We start from the raw sequence: 23,278 nt of genomic DNA on the forward strand, positions 1-23,278 counted from the left end.
AAAAGTAGTTCACAAAAGATCAGACAGTTAAAGGAGAGAGATCAAGACTGGCTACCGCGTCACCCGGCTGATCTTCAAAACACCAGGGAACAACGCCAAGGCAGGGCGCATGAATTGACTGCTTGAGAGCTTCAACATTTTCCTGAAAGCGGCTCATGTCAGGATCCACCTGATTGGCCACCCAACCCACCAGCTGACAACCACTTTGCAAAATGGATTCGACCGTCAGCAGGGAATGACTGATACATCCGAGCTTCATTCCTACTACCAGAATCACCGGGAGGTTCATCGCCTTGGCAAGATCGGCCAGCATTTCCCGGTCGTTCAGAGGGACTCGCCAGCCGCCCGCGCCTTCAATGAAGGAAAGATCATGGCGGGTCATCAAGGCTCCACGGCAAAAGCCGGTCAGACGATCGACAGTGATTCGCCGACCTTCTTCCTGTGCCGCAATATGAGGGGCAATGGGTGCTTCAAAAAGAACCGGATTAACCTGTGGATAACTCAACTTGACATTCATGGCACTCATCAGGTTCAGAGCATCAGCATTTCTTGGACCGTCTGAAGTCTCATCGGAGCCCGCAGCCACCGGTTTCAGGGCCAGTGTTTTAAATCCTTGCTCATGGGCAGCCTGCAACATTGCACAGGTGACAAAAGTCTTCCCGGCATCCGTATCGGTGCCGGTGACAAAAAACGTTCTAGGCATGGGCTGGTTTTCTTAAAATTCCGTACAACACCTGATAGGAGAGGGGTAAACCGGCGTCCGCCCGAAAAGACTCGTAGGCTTCCTGCAGTTGGGTCAATCGCCTCCGGGTTACCAAACCGGATGGCCGACCATGCACGGTATTGACCCCCAATGCTTTTAATTCTCTCAACATCTGAAACAGCTCGGGGTAGTAAAGCGTCTCAGTCTGCTGCTTAAAAGATTGCTGCCTGAAGCCTGATTCAAGCAACCACAGCCTTTGCTTTTCAAAACTGTCAAAGCCGTTGATATGGACATGACTGTCGACCTGTCGCCAGGCTTCTTGCAACTCCACCATAGTGCCACTGGCCAGGCTGGAGAAAACAAAGACCCCACCCGGTTGGAGTACCCGATAGATTTCCTTCAGCACCGTCTCAAATGAGCACCATTGAATGGCCAGGTTGGAGAACACCAGGTCAAAGCTTTCTGACTTAAACGGCAGTGACTCAATATCACCTGAACACCAGGAAGCTGAGTCGCACTGCAACCGGGCAAACTTGAGCATGCCCATGGCCAGATCCAAACCGGTTACATGGGAATCGGGGAAATGTCCGGAGAGTAACCCAGTCTGGCTGCCCGTACCTGAACCAAGATCCAATACATACTCAGGACAAATATCCGTTGGCAGCCCCATCATGGCTCTGGCTGCTACACGCTTCTGAAGCACTGCAGCGGAGTCATAAGTGGTGGCAGCACGACTGAAATTGGCAGCAACACGTTGTTTGTTGATGCGGGCTTCTGCCCCACAATCAGCCGCTTTCAGCTTCGGTTGCATAGGCGATTAACCTGATCCGCTACCTGTCTGATGGCACCAGAGCCCTGGTCCAGGAAAAAGCAATGACCGCCTTCCATCATCAGAACTTTGTGACCCGGGTAGTCCTGTTCGATTCTCTTGCCGGTATCAATGGGCACCAGCGCATCATCCTTGCCAAAACAATGCAATACCGGACAACGGATATCAGCCAGCTGTGAACGAACGTCACTGGTACCCAGCAATTTCAGCAATTGCAGAAGAATGGTTGCTTCCAGGTCAGCGTCCCGGCGAATCGCGTTTTGCAAATGTCTGGCGACCTCTTTTCGATTGCCATTACCCATGCAGCAGAGCAGGGAAAACTGGTCAACGGTGGCCGCAGAATCTTCTTGCATTCCGGCATAAAAACTTTCAAAGGTCTGTGGCAGCATTGCTTCTGACCAGTCCTTGTTTCTGACAAAGCAGGGATTACAGCCCAGTGTCACCAGACCGGCTACCTTGTCTGGATTCTGACTGGCGTAGATAGAAGCCAAAGTGCCTCCTAAGGACCAGCCAACCAGGATGACGGGAGGGTCCAGCAAATGCATGTCGAGGTAGTCCAGCAGTTGCTTCCAGTCATATTTTCTGCGCTCCCGGACCAGGCCCGGCAGCTGCACCACAGACACTCGACCATCGCCGTCCAAAGCACTCGCCAGAGGCTCCATGACAGCTGCAGGCATCGCCCATCCACTAACCAGAACAATGGGTAAACTCACGCTACTTCCTCCTGTGATGGGCGTACTGTTCTTTCCAGTGCATGCAGTAGCTGTTCTACATGTTGTTGTTTGTGAGCTGCACTGAAGGTAATGCGTAACCTTGAAGTTCCTTCAGGAACCGTAGGGGGTCGAATGGCCGTCACCAGGATACCCTGTGCTGCCAGAGCGTCACTCATGGCTACAGCGGTATCTGCAGACCCGACAATAACAGGCTGAATCGGAGAGTGCGAGTCCATCAGTTTCAGCCCCATCTGCTGGCACTCTTTTCTGAAGTATTGAACCAGCTTGTCCAGGTGCTCTCGTCTCCAGCTTTCTTCCTTCAGAATTCCAAGACTCACTCTCGTTGCCTCTGCAATGGCTGGAGGCATTGACGTGGTGTAGATGTAGGTTCGGGCAAACTGGATCAGAGTTTCTATCAGGGCTTCGCTCCCTGCAACGAAAGCGCCTGCCGTACCAAACGCTTTACCCAAAGTTCCTACCAGGACCGGCAAGTCTCTCTGACCCAGAGAACAATGTTCAGCAACTCCGCCGCCGTTGTTACCCAGAACACCGAAGCCATGGGCATCATCCACCATCAACCAGGCACCCTGTCGATGGGCAAGTTCTGATAAGGCTTTCAGAGGAGCCAGATCACCGTCCATACTGAAAACGCCGTCAGTAACAATCAGCTTGCGCCGCCCATCGGTGCGGTTCAGCCGGGTCTCCAGGTTTGCCAGATCTTTGTGGAGATATCGCTGAAACCTTGCCCCGGATAACAAACCGGCATCCAGCAGAGAAGCATGATTCAGACGATCCTGAAAAACCGCATCCTCTTTACCCAGCAAGGCAGTGATGACCCCCAGATTCGCCATGTAGCCATTGGAAAACAGCAAAACCCGCTCACGACCGGTGAACTCTGCCAGCTCTTCTTCCAGCTGATGATGGGCACGACTATGGCCAATGACCAAATGGGAAGCGCCGCCGCCGGTACCGTACTCAGAAGTGGCTCGAACCATGGCAGCACGGATGCCCGGATGATTAGCCAGACCCAGATAATCGTTATTGCAGAAAGCCAGATAGGGCTTGCCATCGACTACCACTTCTGCCCCCTGAGGGACCTCAAGCGTTTTCCTTGTCCGGTAAAGGCCCCGGGTCCGCCGGGCCTGAAGGTCCTTCTCAAGGTCAAAAGCCATCAGGAAGCCTGCTGACCCATGGCGTCGTAATACTGTTCATTATTCAACTCATTATTAAATAAAGAGTCCTGCCCGCGCAGAGGGCATATGGCCTCCAGCGTCTGCTCTTCCAGTCCGTTGGCGTCACTTCTGTTGATACCCAGTTTGTCGAAGAGTTGTCGGTCCTGGCTCTCTTTGGGATTAGCCGTCGTGAGCAGTTTGTCACCCAGGAAGATTGAGTTGGCGCCTGCCAGAAAAGCCAGAGCCTGCAGCTCATCACTCATGTTTTCACGACCGGCAGACAGGCGCACACAGGAAGCAGGCATCATGATCTTGGCAACTGCGATGGTACGAACAAAATCAATACCGTCGACGGCTTCGACATCCGCCAGAGGCGTACCTTCGACGCGAACCAACATGTTCACGGGCACACTCTCCGGATGTTTGGGCAGGTTGGCCAGCTGGATCAACATACCGGCACGGTCTCTTTCTGTTTCACCCAGACCGACGATACCACCACTGCAGATATTCATTCCCGCATCACGCACATGGGCAAGGGTATTAAGACGATCTGAGTAAGTGCGAGTGGTGATGATGCTGCCGTAAAACTCTGGTGAGGTGTCCAGATTGTGGTTGTAATAATCCAGACCAGCCCGGGCCAGCTGTGCAGCCTGATCGTCATCTAACATACCCAGGGTCATACAGGTCTCCAGACCCATTTCCTTGACTCCTTTCACCATTTCCAGAATGTAGGGCATGTCCTTCTCAGGTGGGTTTTTCCAGGCAGCCCCCATGCAGAAGCGGGTCGCCCCGGAAGCTTTGGCGCGGCGAGCTTCTTCCAGAACCTTGCGCACTGCCATCAACTTTTCCTTGTTCAGTCCGGTGTTGTAGTGACCACTCTGGGGACAATATTTACAGTCTTCCGGGCAGGCACCTGTCTTGATGGACAGTAGTGTACTAACCTGCACCCGGTTGGGATCAAAATGTTCTCTGTGGGCCAGCTGAGCCTGGAAGATCAGATCATTGAACGGCATTTGAAACAGGGCTTCGACTTCGTCATGTGTCCAGTCGTGGCGAAGTGTGCTGGGACCTGAGTCCTTGAGGCTTGCAAGGTTAGTCATGTTTTTCACTGATTCTTCCGGGAAGAAGCTCTCTGTTGTAAGTCAGACCAAATATCAGAAATCAAGATCAAAAACAGGATCGATGATAATTAATTGAAACTATGCGTCAATTGTTAAAACGTAACAATATTTACAAGTGGTTAAATCTTAAACAGTTCATTTCCATGAGCTGTTTGCTGTGCCGGGCCGATACGCCGATGAATCAGCCCGTTTGCGGCCTTTGCATGAAGTCACTGCCTGTTGCAGAAAAACACTGTCAGTCTTGTGGCATTCCTGTTCCACTTAATGCTTTGGAACTCTGCGCCCGTTGTCTCCAGAAGAAACCGGTATTCGACACCTGTTATTCTGCCTTTAATTACGAGTTTCCCGTTGACCATCTTCTCAAACAGATCAAATACCATCAGCAACTGATCTACCTTCCACCTGTAGCCGATCAATTGACTCGAAATCTGATCCACCACTACGATGGCCGGGAGTGGCCTCAGGCAATACTGCCGGTTCCGCTGCACAATAAACGTCTACGGACAAGAGGCTTCGATCAGGCACTGCTGCTGGCAAGGCAACTGGTTAAAAACCTTCAGCCCTATCAGAAAATAAAATTGGAAGCCCATCTAATCAAACGACAGAAGCACACAATTCCCCAACAGGGTCTGAAGGCTTCAAAACGCAGGAGCAATATCAGGAATGCTTTCTCCATGACGGACAAGTCAAACTATCAATACCTCGCTATAGTGGACGATGTTGTCACGACCGGAGAAACAGTCACGGAAATCGCCCGACTTCTGAAAAAGCAGGGCGTGGAACGTGTCGATATCTGGTGTCTGGCGAGAACACCTGACTACCGCCAGGATCTTTAACCTCTCTTTTCAAGATCCCATGAGAAAACCCAGAACTTCGCCTGCATCAGGCCGATCCTCCGGATTCCAGGCCAGCATTGACCTTATTAATTTCCCATAGCGTTCATCAATAGCCTCCACCTTTTTCATTTGATCGTCCAGAGACTCGTTATATCTGTCTTTCTCCATCATCACTCCACAGGTCGGTCTACAGATAGAAAGGACACCAGGAAAGGGTCTGTCATTCGTTAACAACCTGAAAAGAATAACCCCCGCTGAAAAAATATCGGTTTTCCAGGAAAGGGTCTTGGGTCCCCGATGAAACATTTCAGGAGGTTTATGGCCTTCTGCGCAGAGTACCTCCTGCCTGGCCGGACCAGCACGCTGAGACACACCGAAATCAATGATGGAGAGTTTGTCATCGTTATCCTCATCCACTACCACATTGGCGGTTTTCAAATCCAAATGCCAGATCCCTGAATGATGCAAGTGTGCAACACCCTGCATTAGTTGCCGGGCATAGTTCTCAAACCTGGGCAGTGGTAGCCCTCGGCTCGAATCCCGATCCAAAATATTGCGAAGTGTTTCGCCAGCGTAGGGCATCAATATGTTTGTGCCCTTCGTTTCAATGAGCGGCACAATATTCGGACCCTGAGCAGCTCTGAGCATCTTCTTTTCATGTTTGAGATAATTTTTAGCCAATTTGCTCTCATGGCTGCACTTCCTCATGAGGATTTTATCACCCTCAGGGAAGCACCAGACCTCACGCCTCACAAAGAAGTATCCGTTATCATACTCATAAGATGTGCGCAGCATTTGCCCATTCAGATTAGTTATTGTTGAGCCCGGCATTTGCTCGTTCACACTAACCCGCCTGAACCTGCCCAACACGTAGTGATAAGCCGATGAAGCGATGTTACAGGGATTCCTGAGACAACTTTGATCAGTCGGTGAACTATTGTCGTTAGAAACAGAACTTTGAACGACTACTGTTGGCGACCCACCTTCAGTAAGAGTAGGGATATGAGCGTCCATTCTTATATTCATTTTTTTGTCCTTTTACTGATTGATACAAGCTTTAGAGTCACCGAAAGTAGAAAAAGTTTTATGAAGGAGTAACGGAAAGGTCAGTAAAGCTAACCCTTTTGAGGCGAGTTTCGGAGTAAACAACAGTAGCTAACAATGATCAGCCTATTGGGTCAGGATTCTATTTTCAGACATTTTACCGACTGGAAGGCTCATTCTTGATGTCACAGTCAGTATCTCAAGAGATCACCCAGCACCTCATCGGCATCAGGCCGGTCCTTTGGATTCCAGACCAGCATTGACCTTATTAATTGCGCATGGTGATTATCAATATCCTCCAATAGTTGCAGTCGTCTATTCAGGTACTCGTAATATGAGTCTTCTTTCGCCACATATCCCTTGTTAAGGAAATTAATAGAGTGAGGAAAGAGTCTGTAATTCGTCAACAACTCAAAAAGAATAACCCCTGCTGCAAAAATATCGGTTTTCGCAGAAAGGGCCTTGTGTCCCCAACAAATCATTTCAGGAGATTTATAACCCATTGTGCCCGGATCCTTATTTTTAGCACGACCAGCACGCTGAGACAGACCGAAATCAATAATGGTGAGTTTATCTTCGTCGCTCTCATCCACTAAGACATTGGCGAGTTTCAAATCCAAATGCCAGATCCCTGAATGATGTAAGTGAGCTACACCCTGCATGAGTTGTTGGGCATAGCTCTCAAACTTGGGTCGTGGTAGCCCTCGACCCCGATCCCGAGCCAAAATACAGATAAGTGGTTCACCTGCGAAGGGCATCAATAGACTTTTGTCTTTCGTTTTAATAAACGGCACAATATTCGGACCCTGAGCAGCCCTGAGCATCTTCTTTTCATTTATGAGAAGCTTTTTACCTGCTCTGTTGTTAAGACACTTTCTCGCGTAGATTTTTCTACCCTCAGGGAGCTCCCAGGTCTCCTGCTTCAGAACGAAGCACCCACTATAACAGAGTAATTTTGAGTCCAGCATTCGACCATTCACATGTTCATTCACATGAGTCCGCCTGAACCTGCCCAACACGAAGTGATAAGCCGATGAAGCGATGTTACATGGATTTCTGAGACAACCTTGATCAGTCGGTGAACTATTACCGTTAGAAGCAGAACTTTGAACGACTATTGTTGGCGACCCACTTTCAGTAAGAGTAGGGATATGAGCAACCATTCTTATATTCATTTTTTTGTCTTTTTCCTGATTGATGCAAGCTTTAGAGACACCGAAAGTAAAAAAAGTTTTATGAAGGAGTAACGGAAAGGTCAGTAAAACTAACCCTTTTGAGGCGAGTGTCTGGCGAGGACACCTGACCCCCGCTGGGTCTTTAACCTCTCTCGTCAAGAGTTCATGCAATAAGTCAGCACATATTGAGCACAAGGCCGGTGCTCTGGATTCCAGGCCAGCATTGACCTTATTAATTCCGCATAGCCTTTATCAATGGCCTCAACTCCTTTGAGTCGATCGTCCAGGTACTCGTAATAGGAGTCTTTGTTCATCATAAATCTCACGCTTGGTTCAAAGAAAGAATGAACCTGATCAAAAAGTTGCTTATTCATCAACAACTCGAAAAAAACAGCCCCCGCTGAGAAAATATCGGTCTTCTCAGAAATGGTCTTGGGTCCCCGATAAAACATTTCAGGAGGTTTATAGCCCTCTGTGCACAGGTAATCCCGTCTAGCTCGACCAGCATGCTGAGAATAACCGAAATCAATAATGGTGAGTTTGTCATTGTCATCCATTAACAGATTGAGGGGTTTCAAATCCAAATGCCAGATCCCCAAACGGTGTAGATGAGCAACACCCTGGATTAGTTGCTTGACACAGTGCCTAAACTCGTGAATTGGTAGCCCTCGACCTGGATCCCGTTTCAAAATATCGTGAAGTGTTTTGCCTGCGTAGGGCATTAACAGATTTTTGTCCTTCGTTTCAATAAACGACACAATATACGGACACGGACCCTGAGCAGCCCTGAGCATCTTCTTTTCTCTTCTGAGCTTCTTTTCAGCCTCTCTGTTCTTATGACACTTTCTCGCGTAGATTTTTCTGCCCTCAGGGAACTCCCAGGTCTCTTGCCTCACAATGAAGTAGTCTTTGTTGTAGATTGCTTTTGATTCCAGCATTAGCCCATTCACATGCTCATTCACATGAGTCCGCCTGAGCCTTCCCAGCACTGAGTGATAAGCTGATGAAACCATGTTACAGGGATTCCTGAGACAAGCTTGATCAGTCGGTGAACTATTGCCGCTAGAAGAAGCACCTTGGGCAACTATTGTCTGTGAACCATTGCCAGTAATAGCAGGGAGGCGAGCATTCATTGTTTGTTTTGTCCTTATTGATATTGATTCAGGTTTAAGAGTCACCAACAATTAAAAAAGTTTCCTGAAGGACTAACAGAAAGGTCAGTAAAGCTAACTCTTTTGAGGTGAGTTTCGGAGTAAGCTCCAACGGCTTATTGGATCAGGACTGCGTCTTCAGGCGCTTTACCGACTGGAAGGCTCATTATTGATGTTAAGTACCTAACCAGTTGGTTTCGCATATTCTGGACGGCGGCTTTTTCCATCCTTCTGCGTTCCAACTCTGGTTGCGTAGCTATGGCTACGCGCCCGTCGTTGCGCCTTGATGGATGAAAAAATCCACTCGCCAGAATATGCGAAACCAACTGGCCAGGTACTTAGGGTCTGGATCTCATGAAGTAGCCCAGTATCTTCTTTGCATCAGGCCGATGCTGTGGATACCAGGCCAGCATCAACCTGAGTAATACGCCAAGGCTTACGTCAATGGACTCTACCTCTTTTAATTGCTCATTCAGGTACTCATAATAAACGTCTTGCCTCACCATTACGCTCTTATCGAAGTCCTCTGGAAAAAGCTTTTTATTCATCAACATTTTGAAGAGAGAAACTCCTGCTGAAAAAATATCGGTTTTACTGGAAATAACCTCAGGTCCCTTATAAAACATTTCAGGAGGTTTATAGCCTTCTGTACTTACTTCTGACCTTTCAATCGGACCCGCATACTGAGACAGACCAAAATCAATGATGGAGAGATTGTCCTGATCATCGACTACCAGATTTTCTGGTTTCAAATCCAGATGCCAGATCCCTGCATCATGCAGGTGAGCAACACCCTTCATTAACTGTCGGGCAAAGGTCTCAAAGATAGGCAGAGGCATCCTTCTATTATTAAAATGCAAAATCTCCTCAAGTGACATGCCTGCGAAGGGCATCAGTATAGTGTCGTCCTCTGTTTCAATGAGCCTGACAATATTCGGACCCTGAGCCGCTCTGAGAAGCTCCTTTTCAATCCTGAGACGCCGTTCAGCCCCTCTTAGCACAACACACTTTCTCATGTAGATATTTTGACCCACAGGGGACTCCCAGAGCTCTGAGGTCACCGAGAAGTATTCATTCTTATAGACGACTTTGGAGGCCACCATCTCCTCAGGCACGTTAATCAGCCTGAGCTTACCCAGTACGTAATAAACAGCCGATACAATGATGTCACAGGGATTCCGGGAACGACCCTGATCAGTCGCTAACCTGTTGCCGGGAAAATAAGCGCTTTGAACATCCATTTCCGCTTTCCTCAAATGATCATGAATAACTTTTAGACTCACCAAAAATAGAAATAGTTTTCTGAGAAACTGACAAAAAGGTCAGTAAACCTGACACTGCCGAGACGAGTTTCGTAGTAAACTTCAGCAGCAAACGATGATGGGAGCCTTCTATGAGTTCAGATATCCAACACCCTTATGAGCGACTGACGCCTGATCGGGTGATGGACGCAGTGGAAAGCCAGGGATACCTGTGTGACGCCAGAAATCTGGCTCTGAACAGCTACGAAAACCGTGTTTACCAGGTTGGGATTGAAGATGGCTTGCCGATTATTGCCAAGTTTTATCGCCCGGAGCGCTGGAGCCGGGAGCAGATTCTGGAAGAACACGCCTTCTCGCTGGAACTGCAGGGCATGGAATTTCCGATTGTGGCCCCTCTTCGGAACGAGAATCAGGAAACCTTACATGAATTTGAGGGCTTCCGGTTTGCCCTGTTCAAACGCATGGGAGGCTATCCACCGGAACTGGATAACCTGGATCATCTGCTGGTGCTGGGTCGTTGCATGGGAAGGTTACATAAACTGGGCTCAGCGGCACCTTTCCAGCATCGTCCGGCCATTAATCTGCAAAGATACGGCATCGACAATGTCACCTGGCTGCTGGATCATGATTTTATTCCCACCACCCTCAGAGAAGCTTATGAAACCCTGACCCGCGACATTCTGGATCGTCTTGCGCGAATCGAAGCCCAATACCACCCGAAAATGATTCGGGTGCATGGCGATGCTCATGTCGGCAATATTCTCTGGCGAGATGATAACCCTCACTTTGTCGATTTCGACGACACCTGCATGGCACCCGCTATTCAGGACTTATGGATGTTTCTGAGCGGTGACCGGGCCAGCCAGACCATTCAACTGGCAGAGCTTTTGGAAGGTTATGAGGAATTTCACGAGTTTGACCCCATAGAACTCAATCTGGTGGAATACTTCCGAACCCTGAGGCTGATCAACTATTCCGGCTGGCTGGCCAAACGCTGGACGGACCCGGCCTTTCCCATGGCATTTACCTGGTTCAATACCGAGCGTTACTGGTCAGAACATATTCTGGAGCTGAGGGAACAGATGGCTAATCTGGATGAACCCGTGCTTTCAGTTTACGGGAATAGGTGAGTTGTTGATTATTGTGTCCGGAAAACAAGGTTTCATTTGCATTTGCTCCTGCTCCACTTGAGCTTTAATGGCGGGTCGCATGTTGATGAATTTTCCGCTGGCATCTTTATAGTCATCATTGCGGAAACGCTCAACAGCAAGGTTGTACGACCTCCGATAGAGCATCAGGGCATCGTGATAGGCTTGCTCATTCTCTGGGTAAAACCTGATCTTTTTTGACGCTACTATCTTTGCGTCTTTTAGCAGATCGCTTCCCGTAGTGGCTATTGCAGAATCAGGTAATGAAACCGATAAGCTCTTGGGTGTCGAATGGCTCACAGGCGTTATCCGGGTCATCCAAAACTTCGATTTGTCCTCCCGATAATTCAACAAGCCACTTGATAAGTTCAAATCCTGATCGGGCAAGGCGATTTTTTGTGGCAACCACAATATGGGTTGGATTTCCGCACACCGGTGATTCCAGAATGGTTTGCAGTCCTTTTCGCTTAAAGTTGAAAGCACTGGCAATGTCGCTGATAAATTCTGCATCAGGGTGCTCTTTGAGTAAGATACGCTTTTGCGTGTCAATGCTGGATTTTTGCTTTCCAGAACTCACTCTTGCATAGCATATCTTCCTTTGCTGGTTAATGAATATGCGGAAGTGACCACCACTGGTTTGCTTCACTTTTTCGTAGTGACCGCTTTCGATCTTGCGCCTTATAGTTTCGCTGGTCAGGCCTTCAATCTTGGCGAGCTTTGTAGCTGAAACCCACAAGATAAATTCACCTTTTAATGATTTATCTTGTGTCTAACGTAATTGATTTTGCGATTGTTGCAATTTTATTTGACTGTCAGGGTCCAGTCTTCAAGTAACAATAAATGGCCAATCCTGTAAAACGCCTTATCATTTGTCACCAATACACTTGCTTCTGCCTTGGAATGGGCGGCAATCAGCATATCCATGTTACCCAAGGACTTGCCCTCATTCTCGCAAGCTGTACGAAGTTCAGAATAAGCTTTGGCAGCCTTGGAATCCCAAGGTAAAATCTCAACCCTGAGCAAAAACTCATTTACCGCAACGGCAAGTTGTGTGGCCTCTGGCTTTTTTGCCAGACCCTGTAGCAGCTCAGCTTCAGTAATAGCAGACAGGCATACATTGACCATGGGAACACTCAGCAAGTGCTCGCGTATTTGTGCAGATTTACCTTTGATGATGTAGCTGACCGTATTGGTATCCAGCATATAACGAGTTGCTTCAGGCATTAAAAGAGATCCCGTTCCTGCGGTGCTTCATTATCGCGCTCCTTCATAAAATCATCAGGAACGTTTATATTGTCCAACATTTTAAAAAAGCTCGCCCAGCTTCCAGGCTTTTTGGAAATGACCAGATCACCCGTTTCAGGATCACGCCGAATATATACCTCATCGCAATCGAACCGGTAGATAGCGGGCAACCGAACGGCCTGGCTTCGACCATTCATAAATAATTTGGCGGTGTGTCTCATACCCAGCTCCATGCGATCATTCCAAGTTTTATAAATTTATATTAATAAGTGTGATATATCAAAATATATCACACTTATTTTTACTAACCCCTGCTTATCAAGTGCAATTTGCTGTCATCCAGCATGACGTATTGATCCAGCATTTTAACCAGACCGTCGGCGCCCTGAAGCAACTGGTTAAACTCATTGACCTCAATGCGCTGGTCGCCCAAAGCCACTTGCCAGTTAAACTGCAAAAGCTGGTCAAGGTTCATATAACTGACGGCATTATCACTGTCACTTTTTGACAATGACAAACTGAGCTGAGGGTACACCAGCTTTTGCAGTCGTTTGGGCAGTACCAGCTGAATACCCAGCATTTGCAGGGCAGGTAGGGTTTCCCTGAATATGGGTGTGAAGGCCTGAAGTGTGTAATGCAGCGGGCGGTGTTTTTTTTGGGTCTGGTAAAGCTGTTCTATAGCAGGCATATAATCTGCCAGTAATGCCAGGTCGGTCAGCACGCTTACTTTGGTTTCAGATAATGAACCCTCTTTAAACAGTTCGGGCAGCGTCAACATGGTCTGCTTCTGTTCAACCCTGATATCTACCGATAGCTGGTCAGCTATCTGGTCATCTGCTTCCGGGCTATCCACTTCTTCCACCAGCAGGTGCAGACGGTGCGCCCGCTCTCCCAGTGATAGCCGGTTCAGCCAGTTGCGAATGACCTTGGGGTAAGCCAGCGTTTCAAACTGGTTAAACAGGCAGGGTGATCCGGCAAAAAAACAGACGACAGATATCTTCTTCCCAGTATTTATCGGGCGCTGCTTCCATGGCCTGTTCCATAAAGAAGCTGATGACGGCGTTGATGGCCAGATGGATCTGGGTTTGGCTGTCTGCATAATGCAGCTGAGGCTTTTTGCGGTTTTTCTGCGTTGTTTCTAATACCACGAAATCCGGTGGACACACGTCGTAGAATATCTGTAGCTGGTTTTTCACCGGTTCACTGAGCAGTGCTGGTTGCCACTGTATCAGCGTCAGGTCATCCTGTTGCATAAAGACGGCCGGAATAGAAGCATGTTGCTGTACCAGCTTGACACTCAGGCGATAGAGCCACTGCCAGAGCAGAGCTTTGTGAAAATATCGGCTACGTTCAGGGCTGTGAATATTGCGTAACGATGCCAGCAGACTGATCCATTCGTTCGGTTCCGATACAGCCTGTCCATTATCTTTGCTTCGGGCTGAGTGGAAACAGCCATTCTTGTCGATCACCAGCTGGGTCAGGCTGAAGTCAGCAATATCCAGCGTATTTTCCGTCGCCTGTTGTTTTTCGTATTGGCTGACATAACGGGCGCTGCGTTTGTAAAAGTCAGTCAATACGGTTTTAAATTCTTTGCCATAAAACAAGGGTTTTGGTGTGAGAATGCCCTGAATCCTCTCACCCAATGGCTCAATGGTGGCCAGATCCAGCAACTCAAAGGTTGGGGCTTTTGGCAACTGCCAGTCTTCAGACACTGGCTCGCGTTGCCAGAAAGACATCACCTGTGGCGGTGTGTCGGCCTTCGCCAGGGACATGCCGGTTTGTTTTTCAATAGCTTTGGATAAATCCATACCGTGAAGCTTGAACACCATAAACGGGTCTTTATCAATCTCATTGGCGATCAGGTAGATGACGGCGGCAATATGTTTGCATGGCATTGCCCAGTCAGGACAGGAACAGCTGGCTTTCATATCATCCCAGTGTTTGGGAAACAGGGGGATGTTCTGTTTTTCCATCAACGTCAGCATCTGAGCGGGGAGTTGCCGGTTCAGTAACTTAGCGAGCAGGGCCGGACTCTGGCTGACGGCCATTAAAATGCTTTGTTGCTGGTTAGTGGTAAAACCCGGTAGATGAACCTTGACCCTGTAGGGCCTTGGTTCTCTTCCCCGAACATCTGCATGAGTTGAGGTGCCTTTAAGCTCAATGTTGGATACCGAGCCATTACCGGCATAGCGGCGCCCACGGGGCAGACGGTTGCTGTAATCAATGCCGTTAAAGGCTAACAGCCATTGTTCGCCCCACCAGGTTTGACCGTAGTTTGTTGTCATTAGTTTGTTGCCATTAGTTTGTCATCTCATTATTTGCGTAACTGGGCTACTGTAGCGTTTTTAACAGGGTATTGCTTACTCAGGTAACGGAAAGAACTCAGTTCGTAGATGGGTTGCTCATTCTGATGATAGTTTTCTTTCAATTTGATTGGATACAGTAATGTCCAAAATCTCGTATTTTACCTAAAAATAGCTATAATAGTATCCATGTTCCATGGATGTGACTCACTATGAGCTTATTGTCATTATTAACACCCACTGATGTTCAGCAGCAGCTGGCCACTGCGGTTATGGACAGAAGAAAGGCAAAAAAATGGTCCCGACAGAGTCTGGCAGAGCGGAGTTCTGTGCCAGCATCAACGATCAAAAAATTTGAGTTAACCGGGCAAATATCGTTGCGGCAGTTCATTTTGCTCTGGCAGGCGGTTGATCAGCTGGAAGCCCTGGTTGCATTGACAGAAAAAGCCGAGTCTATGCCTGTTAGTATCAGCGAGGTATTAAAAACATGAGGGTTCGAAAACTCAGTGTACATCGCAGGTTCAGTGACGGGACAAAGCATAAAGTCGGTGAGTTGGCTCAGAATCAACAGGGTATTTTCTTTCAATATGATGAGAGCTATCTCAGTCGTTTTCATAGTTTGTCTCCTTTCACCTTGCCCTTTGAAGCTACCTTGAGTCGCGGGCCCAGACAGCCACACCAAGGGTTACAGGGAGTTTTTGCCGATTCTCTGCCTGATGGCTGGGGCTTGCTGTTGATGGATAGAGCCTTCCGACAACAGGGCATACTTCCACATCAGGTAACCCCGATGGATCGTTTGGCATTCATCGGTGAGAGAGGGATGGGTAGCCTGAGTTATACACCGGCTATGGATCATGCCACTGAGAATGATCACTCCTTATCAGACATTGCGCTGTTGGGACAGGAGGCTCAACAGGTTTTTGAAGGTGAGACTGAAGATATATTACCTGTCCTGGCTCAGGCTGGTGGTTCGGGGGGGGCCAGACCCAAGGTATCGGTATGGCTTGATTCCGATAATGCCCGCTATGTCAGCATTAAGCCACAAAGTCACCTAACCCCCTGGTTGGTAAAATTTACTGCCAAGAGTCTTCCCCTCGGGCATGAAGAAAGCCTGTGTGAAGCACTCTGGTTAACTCTGGCAAAACGAGCTGGATTGACGACACCGCAATGGCACCTTATTCATGATACTGGAAACTCTGGTGCAAAAGCCTGGCTGGCATTGAAGCGATTTGATTGTTCAGACCACCCGTCTCAGCAAGGGCATTTTCATATGCAAACACTGTGTGGTCTTATGGATGCCGATTTTCGGCAACCCTCAATGGATTATGAGGATTTGCTGAAAGTGAGCCAGATATTGTGCCAGAATCCGGCAGTGGCACAGGAGCAATTTGCCAGGGCCATATTCAACTTGTTTGCTATGAATCAGGATGACCATACGAAAAACTGGTCTTTTTTAATGGATGACCATGGTCGTTGGTCACTGGCACCTTTTTATGACGTAACTTTCAGCCCAACACCCTACAACAACCACATGACAGCCTATATGGGATACGGTTCCCAGCCGCCACTAGAGGTCATACAGAAACTGGCCAGCCAGGCAAATTTTGCAAACTGGAATCAAGCCAGACGAGTGATCGAGCAAGTGGTTGAGTCTGTGCACAGCTGGAGCGATCAGGCCGGATTGTTCGACATCAAGGCGGATACCCAAAAGCTGATAGGTAAACAGTTACGTGAAACCTGGCGGGCTAATAAAGGTTTATTCAGTTGAAACCAGCATCCAATCTGATCGGTCAGCCCTTGCCAGCTGATCAATTTAACTTTCTTTTTGTACTTCCTGCCAGTGTTTAAACTGGGATGGTCTTAAACCGTAACGGGCTAATACACCTTCGTGTAAACGACGTAGTTCTTCAATAATCAGCGATGACAAATCTGAGCGTGAGGCTTCTTCAATCTCTTCTGGTAACAGGGCTTTAATCAGATCTACAGGATCGGAATCCGGAGTGAGAACTATTTCTTTAACCGTTTTTTTAACCAAGTCCCGATGTTTAAGTCGCAGGGGATCAGGCTCAGCCAGTTGTTGTTTGATCGCCAGATATTCCTGCGTTGAGCGTTCATAAGCCCATAGATAGAGATCACGTAACAATTCAATCCGGGTCATTTCATAGACGCCCAGAGTCGCACAGCTATAGGCTTGTTCCGGTACATCCAGAAAAGTAAGAGGGCAGAGATTGGCCCGGATTAATGGCAGGTTAGCTGCCAGACGTGATGTCCGTTTGTTCACGTCAGCAAAAGGTTGCAGATAGGGCAGGTGGACCATCATGAAAAAAGACTGCTCAAACGGATCTTCAATCTGACTGGCTTTTTGCAACAGAATATCAAGCAGTTCACTGATAATGACTTCGCCAGCCAGTGGCCTGAAAACACTTTTACCTATTTCTACCTGATGCTGTCGAATCCGGCCTTCATCGGCAGGGTTAGGTAACAGGTTTTCGGACAGTAAACTGTGAAGGTTTAATAGGGTAAAGCGGTTGTATGAAGCGGTTTCTGCATTATCAACCAGCAACTCTATGGCTGTTTTATGATTCAGAATCATCTGTGTCTCGATAGCTGCCTTTCCTTGAGCTGCATGACCGTCTTCTATAAGCCGGACAGTATCAAGACGGCTGTAGGTATTACCCTCCAGATGACTGGATGCCCAGGATAAGTCAATCAGGAAACGGTTCAGAATTGCACGACCGTATGTGCCAGCGGGTTGTGATGTTTGCTTAGTGTCGCCCATGCGCCAGAGCTGATGGCGTATGGGAGCTGATAAGTAGTAGGTGTTGTTGGGCTGGTATATGTCCAGAAATTCTCGCTGGTATCCAATGGGTTGTCGGGCTTCGAAAGGTTGCTCTATATAAGACAGAATATCCTTACTGTCTGGCGACAGTGGAATAAATGCAGGAAATTCGTCAGATTGATCATTATCCTGATTTGCCTGAGATAGACTAAATACCTGATATTGCCTGCCCCGTCCCTCACCAAGAGCAGTAATCTTGCTTTCGGCCAGTAAACTGTTTAACCAGCGCTGGGTTGTTCGGCGGGTAAGATTTGGGTGAGCAGCAAGCAGTTCAGAGATAGAGACTGGCTTGTTGGCTTGCATGATAGCCTGGTATAAATCATCGAGAGTATTCATGAATGTGATGCAACTTTGAAGCTCTTTGGCGCGATTATGGCGTATTGTATCTAATTGCGCCATAATTGCGCCATCGCTTTGGCGCGATTGCAGAGTTTTCTGCGCTTACATGGTTGTGTTCTTTAACCTAACCTCGCTTGTATTTAACACAGAAGAGCTGTCTGTTCTTAACGTTTAGGTTTCCACTTCCACATTTTTCCCATGAAGCTCGTGATACAGAGGATGGCCTTTGATAATTTCATCTATATCATCGAGGTCAGCACTCCCGCAAAACCCAATTTGCAGCACCTTTTCCAACTTGTGATAGCAACATCTCGTGGTTGTCTGAAGCTTACGCTCTGGCGGGACGAAAACGCCTGGTTACGCCGCACCGCTGCGGGCAGCAACGGGCGAAAGCATCTGGTTATTGAGAGTCATGAATCAAAAAAGATGCCATCAATCCTGAGACGGAGGGGTTGGCTCATGTGGCAGATACTCGCTTAGCCCTTCATCGAGCCCGCCGTTGTATAGATCAATACATTGACGTGTCTGTTCAATCAGATCTCCGATTTCACGATATTCTTCACCACTATCATTTCGTTTAGGGCTGCTTGGTTCTGGTCCAAAAGCAGGCCTGAGAAAACCTGAATAAAGCAGTAAGGCTTTGTAAGTGATAGTGCCTTTTTTCATGTTGATCATCATTTCAGCATCCCAATATTCAGGAGTTTCAGATAAACTACAGACATCAATATGTGAATGGTCATAACATTTATACTTTTTTTTGCTTGCTCCAGCTTCAGTATCTTCTTCAGAAGCTTTTCCTTCATCATCACTGCTGTCACTAAATCCACCCAAAGCATAGTCACTATCATAATTATGATAATCAGGGCCTTCGACTACTGCTGATCCTTGATTACGACCAAGATTGGCTCGGCCCAGATAATAAACTTTATCAGTGTTGAAGTGCGTCCGAAAATATTCAGTCAACAATTGCAAAACAGACGTAAAGTAAGCCTTACTCCTGGCCCCCATTTCAATGAAATTTGATGGTCGGAGTCTCATATCAGGGGGAGTATTCACTGCAGTAATTTGGAACCTGGCGGTCACTCTCAGCTGACCATCAACAGTCTGCTCGTCAATTCCCAGAAATCCGTCAGATGAATGGTGATCCCTGTTAAATGACCATAATGAAAACTCTTCAAGATTGAAAAGGCTTCTGGAGGAGCTCCCCCCTATAAAGGTTTTGAACATTTGCATGAGCGCTAATTCTGTCAAAGGCAGGTAAGCGTCGTATCTGTCATCTCCGGAATAGCCTGTACAAGGAAGCATCATGGTAACCAGGACTAACACTAACCGAATACCTTGCTTCATGTTATCGGGCCTTTCTCAGCAATGCGCTCATTGAACTTGAGTTCGATTTAAAAAAGACAAGAGCCCCGGCGATTTAACCATCTTTCGGTTGCAGACTATAGATAGCTGACAGGGCTCCTGCGCCTATGATGAGTGTATTCTATGATGTTGATGGTTTCTGTCTGGTTTTAAACAAGAATGACATAAACAACCAACATGCAATACCAAAAGACCTCCTGTTATATCGAAAACCCGCCGTATCTGGCGACAGAAACTTTAACCAGCTTCCAACCATGATCTATGGACTTGTTTCTTTGGTTGCTTTGATGATGGTCATTTTTATTTGGAACCTTCTGGGCTGGGTGTTGTCTAATTTTTTTAAGGTTTCACAAAAAGGGTCTAGAGTCCATGAAAAATAAATTTACGCTAATGATATTGATGGCAACACTGGCAATTAGTGCGGAGGCTGTATCTGAAACTTGCGATATAGTTTTTGCTCATAATAGAGTGAATATAAGCACTCTTGATAAAGCTGAACTACTGGCAGCTCTTTATAATAGAGCTAAACCTCAAGGATTGGGAATGCTCCACTATGATCCTGCTCCAATGACTGTAGATCAAGCCAAAGAGCTATTAAGCAAGCGAGCTTCTCATGAATTATATTTTGATTATCTCGCTGGGCGTGTAATGAAAATTGATATTAGTTCTGATGTTATGAAAACACGTTTATACAACAGGGATAATGGAGAAAATGCAGCAGAAAAGGTAGCTTGCGCATTAAAACCATCCAAAAAAGATGAGTTCTGACATTAGAAATCCTATCAAATCGCCTGTTATTACGCAGCCATTTGAATCCAATATGTTTATTGGGTTCAAATGGTTTTTCATGTTTTAGTAGCATTCGTTATTGATTGCAACATGACGCCAGTTTCAGAGTCTGTGCCACAGGGATGAATTAAATCAGGGAGTTAATATGGATATTTCAGGCTTAGCCTCTAAAAGGATGAAAATTGATGTACAAAGTAAAAGTGAAGATAAGTGTTTTCATGGCTTTGCACAGGGATGTATACCAAAAGCTCATATGTTCGAGTTTAAAGATAAAATTGATGGTGGCGCATGCGGTGATGTGTATCGGTCAAAGTGCGTAACTGAACGTAAATGTGATATAGCCATAAAAGTTATTCCTTTGATAGGTTGGAAAGCGGAGAATGCTATTGATGAGAAAAAGACGATACAAACCTTAATAGCCAATCCCCACCCTAATATTGTTGAATACTTTGGCGTTCTGGAAGAAGATGACAAAATGTACATTGTGATGGAATTAGGGAAAAGCAACCTCTATCAATTTTTAGATGAAAACTTCTCAAAATTATCAGTTTCACAATTTCATGAAATTATTTTCCAAGTTCTTGAGATTTTAAATCATCTTGAGTCGATAAGTGTTACGCAAAGGGATTTCAAACCTGAAAATATGATTTGTCTGAAAAATAAAATAAAATTAATCGATTTTGATAGCGTCCATAAAAAAGGAACACGTTTTTATGAGCCTCCATCATCACGCCTTATCAATGCTGCACTATTTTTATCAAAAATACAGTTGAAAATAAAATGTGGCGCTCTAAACGATAAATATTACGAGTTAACTTATAAGTTTAACGATGCTTGCTTCTCAGATGATTTCAACGAGTCTGATGCAAAAGCTTTATCTGAGGATCCTGATATCTGGCATGATCAGCTTCCTTTAGAAACACGACAATTATTAAGCAGAAGTTTCATTAATGAAGAGTCTAAGCAAAAACAAGTTATAAAAATGCGAGACAAAATTTCACCCAGGAGCGAGCTTGTTTTTTAGAACCTGTAACCTTTGCAGTAAGGGTGGCGAACACAACATGCCAACCCTTTGCCTGTATTTGTTATCCTGGCAGCCCCGCCGTCAGCGACAATGTTGATAGAATTTCGAACGAGAATAGAGCAACTAAAATAGTGCTATCTCCGATCACAGCCAAGGCTAGCGTGGATTTTGGCTCGTGAATCATCCACTGGAAAAATAGAAAAAACTTTCACACTTCTTCCGACTAATGCCAAAGGCAGTCGACTGGATTTTTTTTTAGGCTTTGCTATATACTCTGAACACTTTTGATTTAGTAAATAAAAATGCGTTTACTTACCTTTTGCCTATGTTTTTACTCAAGCACTTTGTTTGCTTATTTCGAAGAAATTCACATAGAGAATATTGTGAGAATTAATTCTGTATTGCTCCCAGTTATAACAACCATTAATTACTTACAGCTTAAGGAGCACTATAATCTGGGATTCGATCAGAATATCAGGCCTTTTCACCTTACGACGTTGTCAGTAATTTCAACAATTCTTACGAAAGACTACCTGATTGATAGAATATTTGCTTCAAGACATCTTGATCGTAATTCCAGATCACTGAAACCAAAAATTATTAAAAGTAATTATGCTTATGGCATCATTTTAGAATTTGAATTACTGAATAAAACATTATTGCAAAGTGAAAATAATTCAGACTGTATTCAGATATTGAACAATTCAATTATTTACCCTGTTTCTATTGACGGAAAATTAAAGTTAAGCATAGATTTAAAAAACATATCATCAGAGCATAACCTCATGCATTTAGATTCAACATATGGCCAAAAAGGGGATTGGTGGTTTGAAACTTCATGCATGTCAAATAAAGATAAAAATTTAGAAAAAGAGGAAAAAGCAGAAAAAGCAGTTAGTGTTCTTAACAGGTTTGTTTTAACAAATGTTTGCATTGAGCTAAAGAATCCCGAGAAATTATTGCAAATTGAAATTTTATCAAAATACAGTCTAAACGTAGTGACGGGAGAAGGGCTCAGTAAGTTTATGACTATCAATATGGGTAACAAACGAGCAAAAACCCAGCTGTTAAATATTTGTAATTTACAGCATGGGTACTTTGAACTTTACCATAGCAATGAGCCTGATATTAAATCAGCGTTGCAAGATTACATCTTGAACTTACATTTTCTGGAAGCTGATAACGAGAGAGAAAAGAGCTGGTTGAATACATTGTACATTTTAGGTCATTCTTTTGGCTATGGAATTGTTACTTACGTGTTTTCATATTTTGTTGACTACGCAAGCTTTTATCTTTTGGCTGAAAGTTGTGCAATTTGTTTAAACCAAGTCCAATACCCGGGAGCATCAGCTTGTGTGTACCACTGGTTTTGCACACTGTGTTTAAGTAAAGCGAGAGCAGAACATCCTCGAAGCTGCCCATTATGTGGTATATAAATGCCTCACGCTTGTAGCAAGGGTGGCATACACAGTGAGCCAACCCCTTATATCCTCACCGACATGCCCAAGAATTTGTCGCAGATTTTCCTTCCTCTTACTTTTTCCTACTTTTTCTTGTAGAAGGTTCACGCTATTGACTCAGCCATTGGGTGTAGTCGGTTTTGTATAAATCAGTCATTGTCAGCCTCCGGCAGCCAACCTTCAGTCGTCGATATTGACGCCATTTAGCGGATACCAGTCTTCAGTCATTATTTGCTCGTAAGACCACGGGCACTGATCCGGGAAACTATTTTCATTTAACTTTTGATTTTTATTAACATAAATATTCATTTCTTTAATCGCATCTTTTTTACCGTCAGGATATGTACTGTTTAGTACATCTTCTATTTGTGGTTTTAGACAAGGATTATCCGCAATAAGTTTGTTAATGTTGTTTCTTGATCTGTTGATAGTAATTAACCATACCCTTGGTACTCTTTCAGTTGCTACAGTGCCTATTAATACACTTGTTTGATAATCACATTTCAGAAGATGAGTTATCAAAGTAGCTAAACGATTTTTTAACTCACGAATATGGTCCTTAATGCCCAACTCCAGCTCCCCCATCAAATTCTCTATGTCAAGCTGGTCAAACTGTCGCTGAGCAAGTAGCTCCCGCTGTAGGGTAAGCCATTGGTGATAATCTTTGTCATACAAGTTTTCCATAAATACCTCCATTGCCCTAACACTGTAGGCAATTAACAGAAGGGAATCAAAATGAATTACCAAAGCACAGATGCCT

Annotated in this window: 25 protein-coding genes; 7 read left to right on the top strand and 18 right to left on the bottom strand. The window is 45.9% G+C overall.

Features of this window, described 5'->3' with window-relative positions:
* Positions 1-19: 19 nt before the first annotated feature.
* Genes bioD through bioB form a run of 5 tightly spaced genes read right to left on the bottom strand, consistent with a single transcriptional unit; the run spans position 20 to position 4,517 of the window.
* Positions 20-703 (bottom strand): dethiobiotin synthase, encoded by a 684-nt coding sequence (gene bioD, locus ACOMG9_RS22345; protein WP_448218553.1) that lies wholly within the window; start codon positions 701-703, stop codon positions 20-22.
* The gene (gene bioC / locus ACOMG9_RS22350; protein WP_448218554.1) at positions 696-1,514 is read right to left on the bottom strand and encodes a malonyl-ACP O-methyltransferase BioC; all 819 of its coding nucleotides are present in this window, start codon (positions 1,512-1,514) and stop codon (positions 696-698) included. Before bioC ends, bioD begins: the two co-directional genes overlap by 8 nt.
* Positions 1,499-2,245 (bottom strand): alpha/beta fold hydrolase, encoded by a 747-nt coding sequence (locus ACOMG9_RS22355; protein ID WP_422135654.1) that lies wholly within the window; start codon positions 2,243-2,245, stop codon positions 1,499-1,501. The genes bioC and ACOMG9_RS22355 overlap by 16 nt, the downstream gene beginning before the upstream one ends.
* Positions 2,242-3,417 (bottom strand): 8-amino-7-oxononanoate synthase, encoded by a 1,176-nt coding sequence (gene bioF / locus ACOMG9_RS22360; protein WP_448218555.1) that lies wholly within the window; start codon positions 3,415-3,417, stop codon positions 2,242-2,244. The genes ACOMG9_RS22355 and bioF overlap by 4 nt, the downstream gene beginning before the upstream one ends.
* Entirely contained in the window at positions 3,417-4,517 is a 1,101-nt protein-coding gene (bioB, locus tag ACOMG9_RS22365) for a biotin synthase BioB (RefSeq protein ID WP_448218673.1), read from the bottom strand. Before bioB ends, bioF begins: the two co-directional genes overlap by 1 nt.
* 164 nt (positions 4,518-4,681) lie before the next feature.
* Here bioB and ACOMG9_RS22370 point away from each other — a divergent pair, with 164 nt between their 5' ends.
* Positions 4,682-5,374, top strand: coding sequence for a ComFC family protein (locus tag ACOMG9_RS22370; protein WP_494529454.1), 693 nt, complete (start codon positions 4,682-4,684; stop codon positions 5,372-5,374).
* Positions 5,375-5,383: 9 nt separating this feature from the next.
* On the opposite strand, the gene ACOMG9_RS22375 is transcribed toward ACOMG9_RS22370, so the two are convergent.
* From ACOMG9_RS22375 to ACOMG9_RS22390, 4 genes are all read right to left on the bottom strand, one after another.
* Positions 5,384-6,400 carry a serine/threonine protein kinase gene (locus ACOMG9_RS22375; RefSeq protein WP_448218557.1) on the bottom strand — a complete coding sequence of 339 codons (1,017 nt, stop codon included), beginning with the start codon at positions 6,398-6,400 and terminating at the stop codon, positions 5,384-5,386.
* Positions 6,401-6,609: 209 nt separating this feature from the next.
* The gene (locus ACOMG9_RS22380) at positions 6,610-7,593 is read right to left on the bottom strand and encodes a protein kinase domain-containing protein (protein ID WP_448218558.1); all 984 of its coding nucleotides are present in this window, start codon (positions 7,591-7,593) and stop codon (positions 6,610-6,612) included.
* Between the two features lie 155 nt (positions 7,594-7,748).
* Complete coding sequence (locus ACOMG9_RS22385; RefSeq protein WP_494529455.1) at positions 7,749-8,726, bottom strand: protein kinase domain-containing protein; 978 nt, start codon at positions 8,724-8,726, stop codon at positions 7,749-7,751.
* A 356-nt stretch (positions 8,727-9,082) separates the two neighbouring features.
* The gene (locus ACOMG9_RS22390) at positions 9,083-9,985 is read right to left on the bottom strand and encodes a protein kinase domain-containing protein (RefSeq protein WP_448218560.1); all 903 of its coding nucleotides are present in this window, start codon (positions 9,983-9,985) and stop codon (positions 9,083-9,085) included.
* A 152-nt stretch (positions 9,986-10,137) separates the two neighbouring features.
* Between ACOMG9_RS22390 and ACOMG9_RS22395 the strand changes: the two genes are divergently transcribed.
* Complete coding sequence (locus ACOMG9_RS22395) at positions 10,138-11,136, top strand: serine/threonine protein kinase (RefSeq protein WP_448218561.1); 999 nt, start codon at positions 10,138-10,140, stop codon at positions 11,134-11,136.
* Here ACOMG9_RS22395 and ACOMG9_RS22400 read toward each other — a convergent pair.
* The 6 genes from ACOMG9_RS22400 to ACOMG9_RS22425 all read right to left on the bottom strand — a co-directional run bounded on the left by ACOMG9_RS22400 (position 11,116) and on the right by ACOMG9_RS22425 (position 14,684).
* A complete protein-coding gene (locus ACOMG9_RS22400; RefSeq protein WP_448218562.1) occupies positions 11,116-11,454 on the bottom strand; it encodes a hypothetical protein in 339 nt (112 codons plus the stop codon). The genes ACOMG9_RS22395 and ACOMG9_RS22400 overlap by 21 nt on opposite strands.
* The gene (locus tag ACOMG9_RS22405) at positions 11,411-11,890 is read right to left on the bottom strand and encodes an IS607 family transposase (protein WP_448218563.1); all 480 of its coding nucleotides are present in this window, start codon (positions 11,888-11,890) and stop codon (positions 11,411-11,413) included. Before ACOMG9_RS22405 ends, ACOMG9_RS22400 begins: the two co-directional genes overlap by 44 nt.
* Positions 11,891-11,955: 65 nt before the next feature.
* Positions 11,956-12,378 (bottom strand): type II toxin-antitoxin system VapC family toxin, encoded by a 423-nt coding sequence (locus ACOMG9_RS22410; RefSeq protein WP_448218564.1) that lies wholly within the window; start codon positions 12,376-12,378, stop codon positions 11,956-11,958.
* Positions 12,378-12,632 (bottom strand): antitoxin, encoded by a 255-nt coding sequence (locus ACOMG9_RS22415; RefSeq protein ID WP_448218565.1) that lies wholly within the window; start codon positions 12,630-12,632, stop codon positions 12,378-12,380. Before ACOMG9_RS22415 ends, ACOMG9_RS22410 begins: the two co-directional genes overlap by 1 nt.
* A gap of 71 nt (positions 12,633-12,703) precedes the next feature.
* Positions 12,704-13,177: an SNF2 helicase-associated domain-containing protein gene (locus tag ACOMG9_RS22420; RefSeq protein WP_494530402.1), complete on the bottom strand. Its 474-nt coding sequence runs from the start codon at positions 13,175-13,177 to the stop codon at positions 12,704-12,706.
* 175 nt (positions 13,178-13,352) lie between these two features.
* Positions 13,353-14,684 (bottom strand): SWIM zinc finger family protein, encoded by a 1,332-nt coding sequence (locus ACOMG9_RS22425; protein WP_494529456.1) that lies wholly within the window; start codon positions 14,682-14,684, stop codon positions 13,353-13,355.
* Between the two features lie 230 nt (positions 14,685-14,914).
* On the opposite strand from ACOMG9_RS22425, the gene ACOMG9_RS22430 reads away from it, so the two are divergent.
* The gene (locus tag ACOMG9_RS22430; RefSeq protein WP_448218567.1) at positions 14,915-15,193 is read left to right on the top strand and encodes a helix-turn-helix domain-containing protein; all 279 of its coding nucleotides are present in this window, start codon (positions 14,915-14,917) and stop codon (positions 15,191-15,193) included.
* On the top strand, positions 15,190-16,470 hold the full coding sequence (locus ACOMG9_RS22435; protein WP_448218568.1) for a type II toxin-antitoxin system HipA family toxin: 1,281 nt from the start codon (positions 15,190-15,192) through the stop codon (positions 16,468-16,470). The genes ACOMG9_RS22430 and ACOMG9_RS22435 overlap by 4 nt, the downstream gene beginning before the upstream one ends.
* Before the next feature lie 45 nt (positions 16,471-16,515).
* Here ACOMG9_RS22435 and ACOMG9_RS22440 read toward each other — a convergent pair whose 3' ends face one another.
* Entirely contained in the window at positions 16,516-17,940 is a 1,425-nt protein-coding gene (locus ACOMG9_RS22440; protein ID WP_448218569.1) for a Fic family protein, read from the bottom strand.
* A gap of 372 nt (positions 17,941-18,312) precedes the next feature.
* Positions 18,313-19,227 carry a hypothetical protein gene (locus ACOMG9_RS22445; RefSeq protein WP_494529457.1) on the bottom strand — a complete coding sequence of 305 codons (915 nt, stop codon included), beginning with the start codon at positions 19,225-19,227 and terminating at the stop codon, positions 18,313-18,315.
* Positions 19,228-19,614: 387 nt separating this feature from the next.
* On the opposite strand from ACOMG9_RS22445, the gene ACOMG9_RS22450 reads away from it, so the two are divergent.
* The 3 genes from ACOMG9_RS22450 (at position 19,615) to ACOMG9_RS22460 (ending at position 22,494) form a co-directional block, all read left to right on the top strand.
* Entirely contained in the window at positions 19,615-20,013 is a 399-nt protein-coding gene (locus ACOMG9_RS22450) for a hypothetical protein (protein ID WP_422139147.1), read from the top strand.
* Positions 20,014-20,179: 166 nt separating this feature from the next.
* Complete coding sequence (locus ACOMG9_RS22455; RefSeq protein ID WP_448218572.1) at positions 20,180-21,058, top strand: protein kinase family protein; 879 nt, start codon at positions 20,180-20,182, stop codon at positions 21,056-21,058.
* Positions 21,059-21,441: 383 nt separating this feature from the next.
* Positions 21,442-22,494: an RING finger protein gene (locus tag ACOMG9_RS22460; protein ID WP_448218573.1), complete on the top strand. Its 1,053-nt coding sequence runs from the start codon at positions 21,442-21,444 to the stop codon at positions 22,492-22,494.
* Positions 22,495-22,698: 204 nt separating this feature from the next.
* Here ACOMG9_RS22460 and ACOMG9_RS22465 read toward each other — a convergent pair whose 3' ends face one another.
* Positions 22,699-23,202: a DUF29 domain-containing protein gene (locus tag ACOMG9_RS22465; protein WP_422413221.1), complete on the bottom strand. Its 504-nt coding sequence runs from the start codon at positions 23,200-23,202 to the stop codon at positions 22,699-22,701.
* Between the last annotated feature and the right edge of the window lie 76 nt (positions 23,203-23,278).

This window comes from Endozoicomonas sp. PH6C, assembly GCF_059322965.1.

What these genes read in the sequence shown, in the direction of transcription:
- bioD (WP_448218553.1), bottom strand. Translation starts at nt 703, where the DNA reads ATGCCTAGAACGTTTTTTGTCACCGGCACCGATACGGATGCCGGGAAG.
- bioC (WP_448218554.1), bottom strand. Translation starts at nt 1,514, where the DNA reads ATGCAACCGAAGCTGAAAGCGGCTGATTGTGGGGCAGAAGCCCGCATC.
- bioF (WP_448218555.1), bottom strand. Translation starts at nt 3,417, where the DNA reads ATGGCTTTTGACCTTGAGAAGGACCTTCAGGCCCGGCGGACCCGGGGC.
- bioB (WP_448218673.1), bottom strand. Translation starts at nt 4,517, where the DNA reads ATGACTAACCTTGCAAGCCTCAAGGACTCAGGTCCCAGCACACTTCGC.
- ACOMG9_RS22370 (WP_494529454.1), top strand. Translation starts at nt 4,682, where the DNA reads ATGAGCTGTTTGCTGTGCCGGGCCGATACGCCGATGAATCAGCCCGTT.
- ACOMG9_RS22375 (WP_448218557.1), bottom strand. Translation starts at nt 6,400, where the DNA reads ATGAATATAAGAATGGACGCTCATATCCCTACTCTTACTGAAGGTGGG.
- ACOMG9_RS22380 (WP_448218558.1), bottom strand. Translation starts at nt 7,593, where the DNA reads ATGAATATAAGAATGGTTGCTCATATCCCTACTCTTACTGAAAGTGGG.
- ACOMG9_RS22385 (WP_494529455.1), bottom strand. Translation starts at nt 8,726, where the DNA reads ATGAATGCTCGCCTCCCTGCTATTACTGGCAATGGTTCACAGACAATA.
- ACOMG9_RS22390 (WP_448218560.1), bottom strand. Translation starts at nt 9,985, where the DNA reads ATGGATGTTCAAAGCGCTTATTTTCCCGGCAACAGGTTAGCGACTGAT.
- ACOMG9_RS22395 (WP_448218561.1), top strand. Translation starts at nt 10,138, where the DNA reads ATGAGTTCAGATATCCAACACCCTTATGAGCGACTGACGCCTGATCGG.
- ACOMG9_RS22410 (WP_448218564.1), bottom strand. Translation starts at nt 12,378, where the DNA reads ATGCCTGAAGCAACTCGTTATATGCTGGATACCAATACGGTCAGCTAC.
- ACOMG9_RS22415 (WP_448218565.1), bottom strand. Translation starts at nt 12,632, where the DNA reads ATGGAGCTGGGTATGAGACACACCGCCAAATTATTTATGAATGGTCGA.
- ACOMG9_RS22420 (WP_494530402.1), bottom strand. Translation starts at nt 13,177, where the DNA reads ATGTTGACGCTGCCCGAACTGTTTAAAGAGGGTTCATTATCTGAAACC.
- ACOMG9_RS22425 (WP_494529456.1), bottom strand. Translation starts at nt 14,684, where the DNA reads ATGACAACAAACTACGGTCAAACCTGGTGGGGCGAACAATGGCTGTTA.
- ACOMG9_RS22430 (WP_448218567.1), top strand. Translation starts at nt 14,915, where the DNA reads ATGAGCTTATTGTCATTATTAACACCCACTGATGTTCAGCAGCAGCTG.
- ACOMG9_RS22435 (WP_448218568.1), top strand. Translation starts at nt 15,190, where the DNA reads ATGAGGGTTCGAAAACTCAGTGTACATCGCAGGTTCAGTGACGGGACA.
- ACOMG9_RS22440 (WP_448218569.1), bottom strand. Translation starts at nt 17,940, where the DNA reads ATGGCGCAATTAGATACAATACGCCATAATCGCGCCAAAGAGCTTCAA.
- ACOMG9_RS22445 (WP_494529457.1), bottom strand. Translation starts at nt 19,227, where the DNA reads ATGAAGCAAGGTATTCGGTTAGTGTTAGTCCTGGTTACCATGATGCTT.
- ACOMG9_RS22450 (WP_422139147.1), top strand. Translation starts at nt 19,615, where the DNA reads ATGAAAAATAAATTTACGCTAATGATATTGATGGCAACACTGGCAATT.
- ACOMG9_RS22455 (WP_448218572.1), top strand. Translation starts at nt 20,180, where the DNA reads ATGGATATTTCAGGCTTAGCCTCTAAAAGGATGAAAATTGATGTACAA.
- ACOMG9_RS22465 (WP_422413221.1), bottom strand. Translation starts at nt 23,202, where the DNA reads ATGGAAAACTTGTATGACAAAGATTATCACCAATGGCTTACCCTACAG.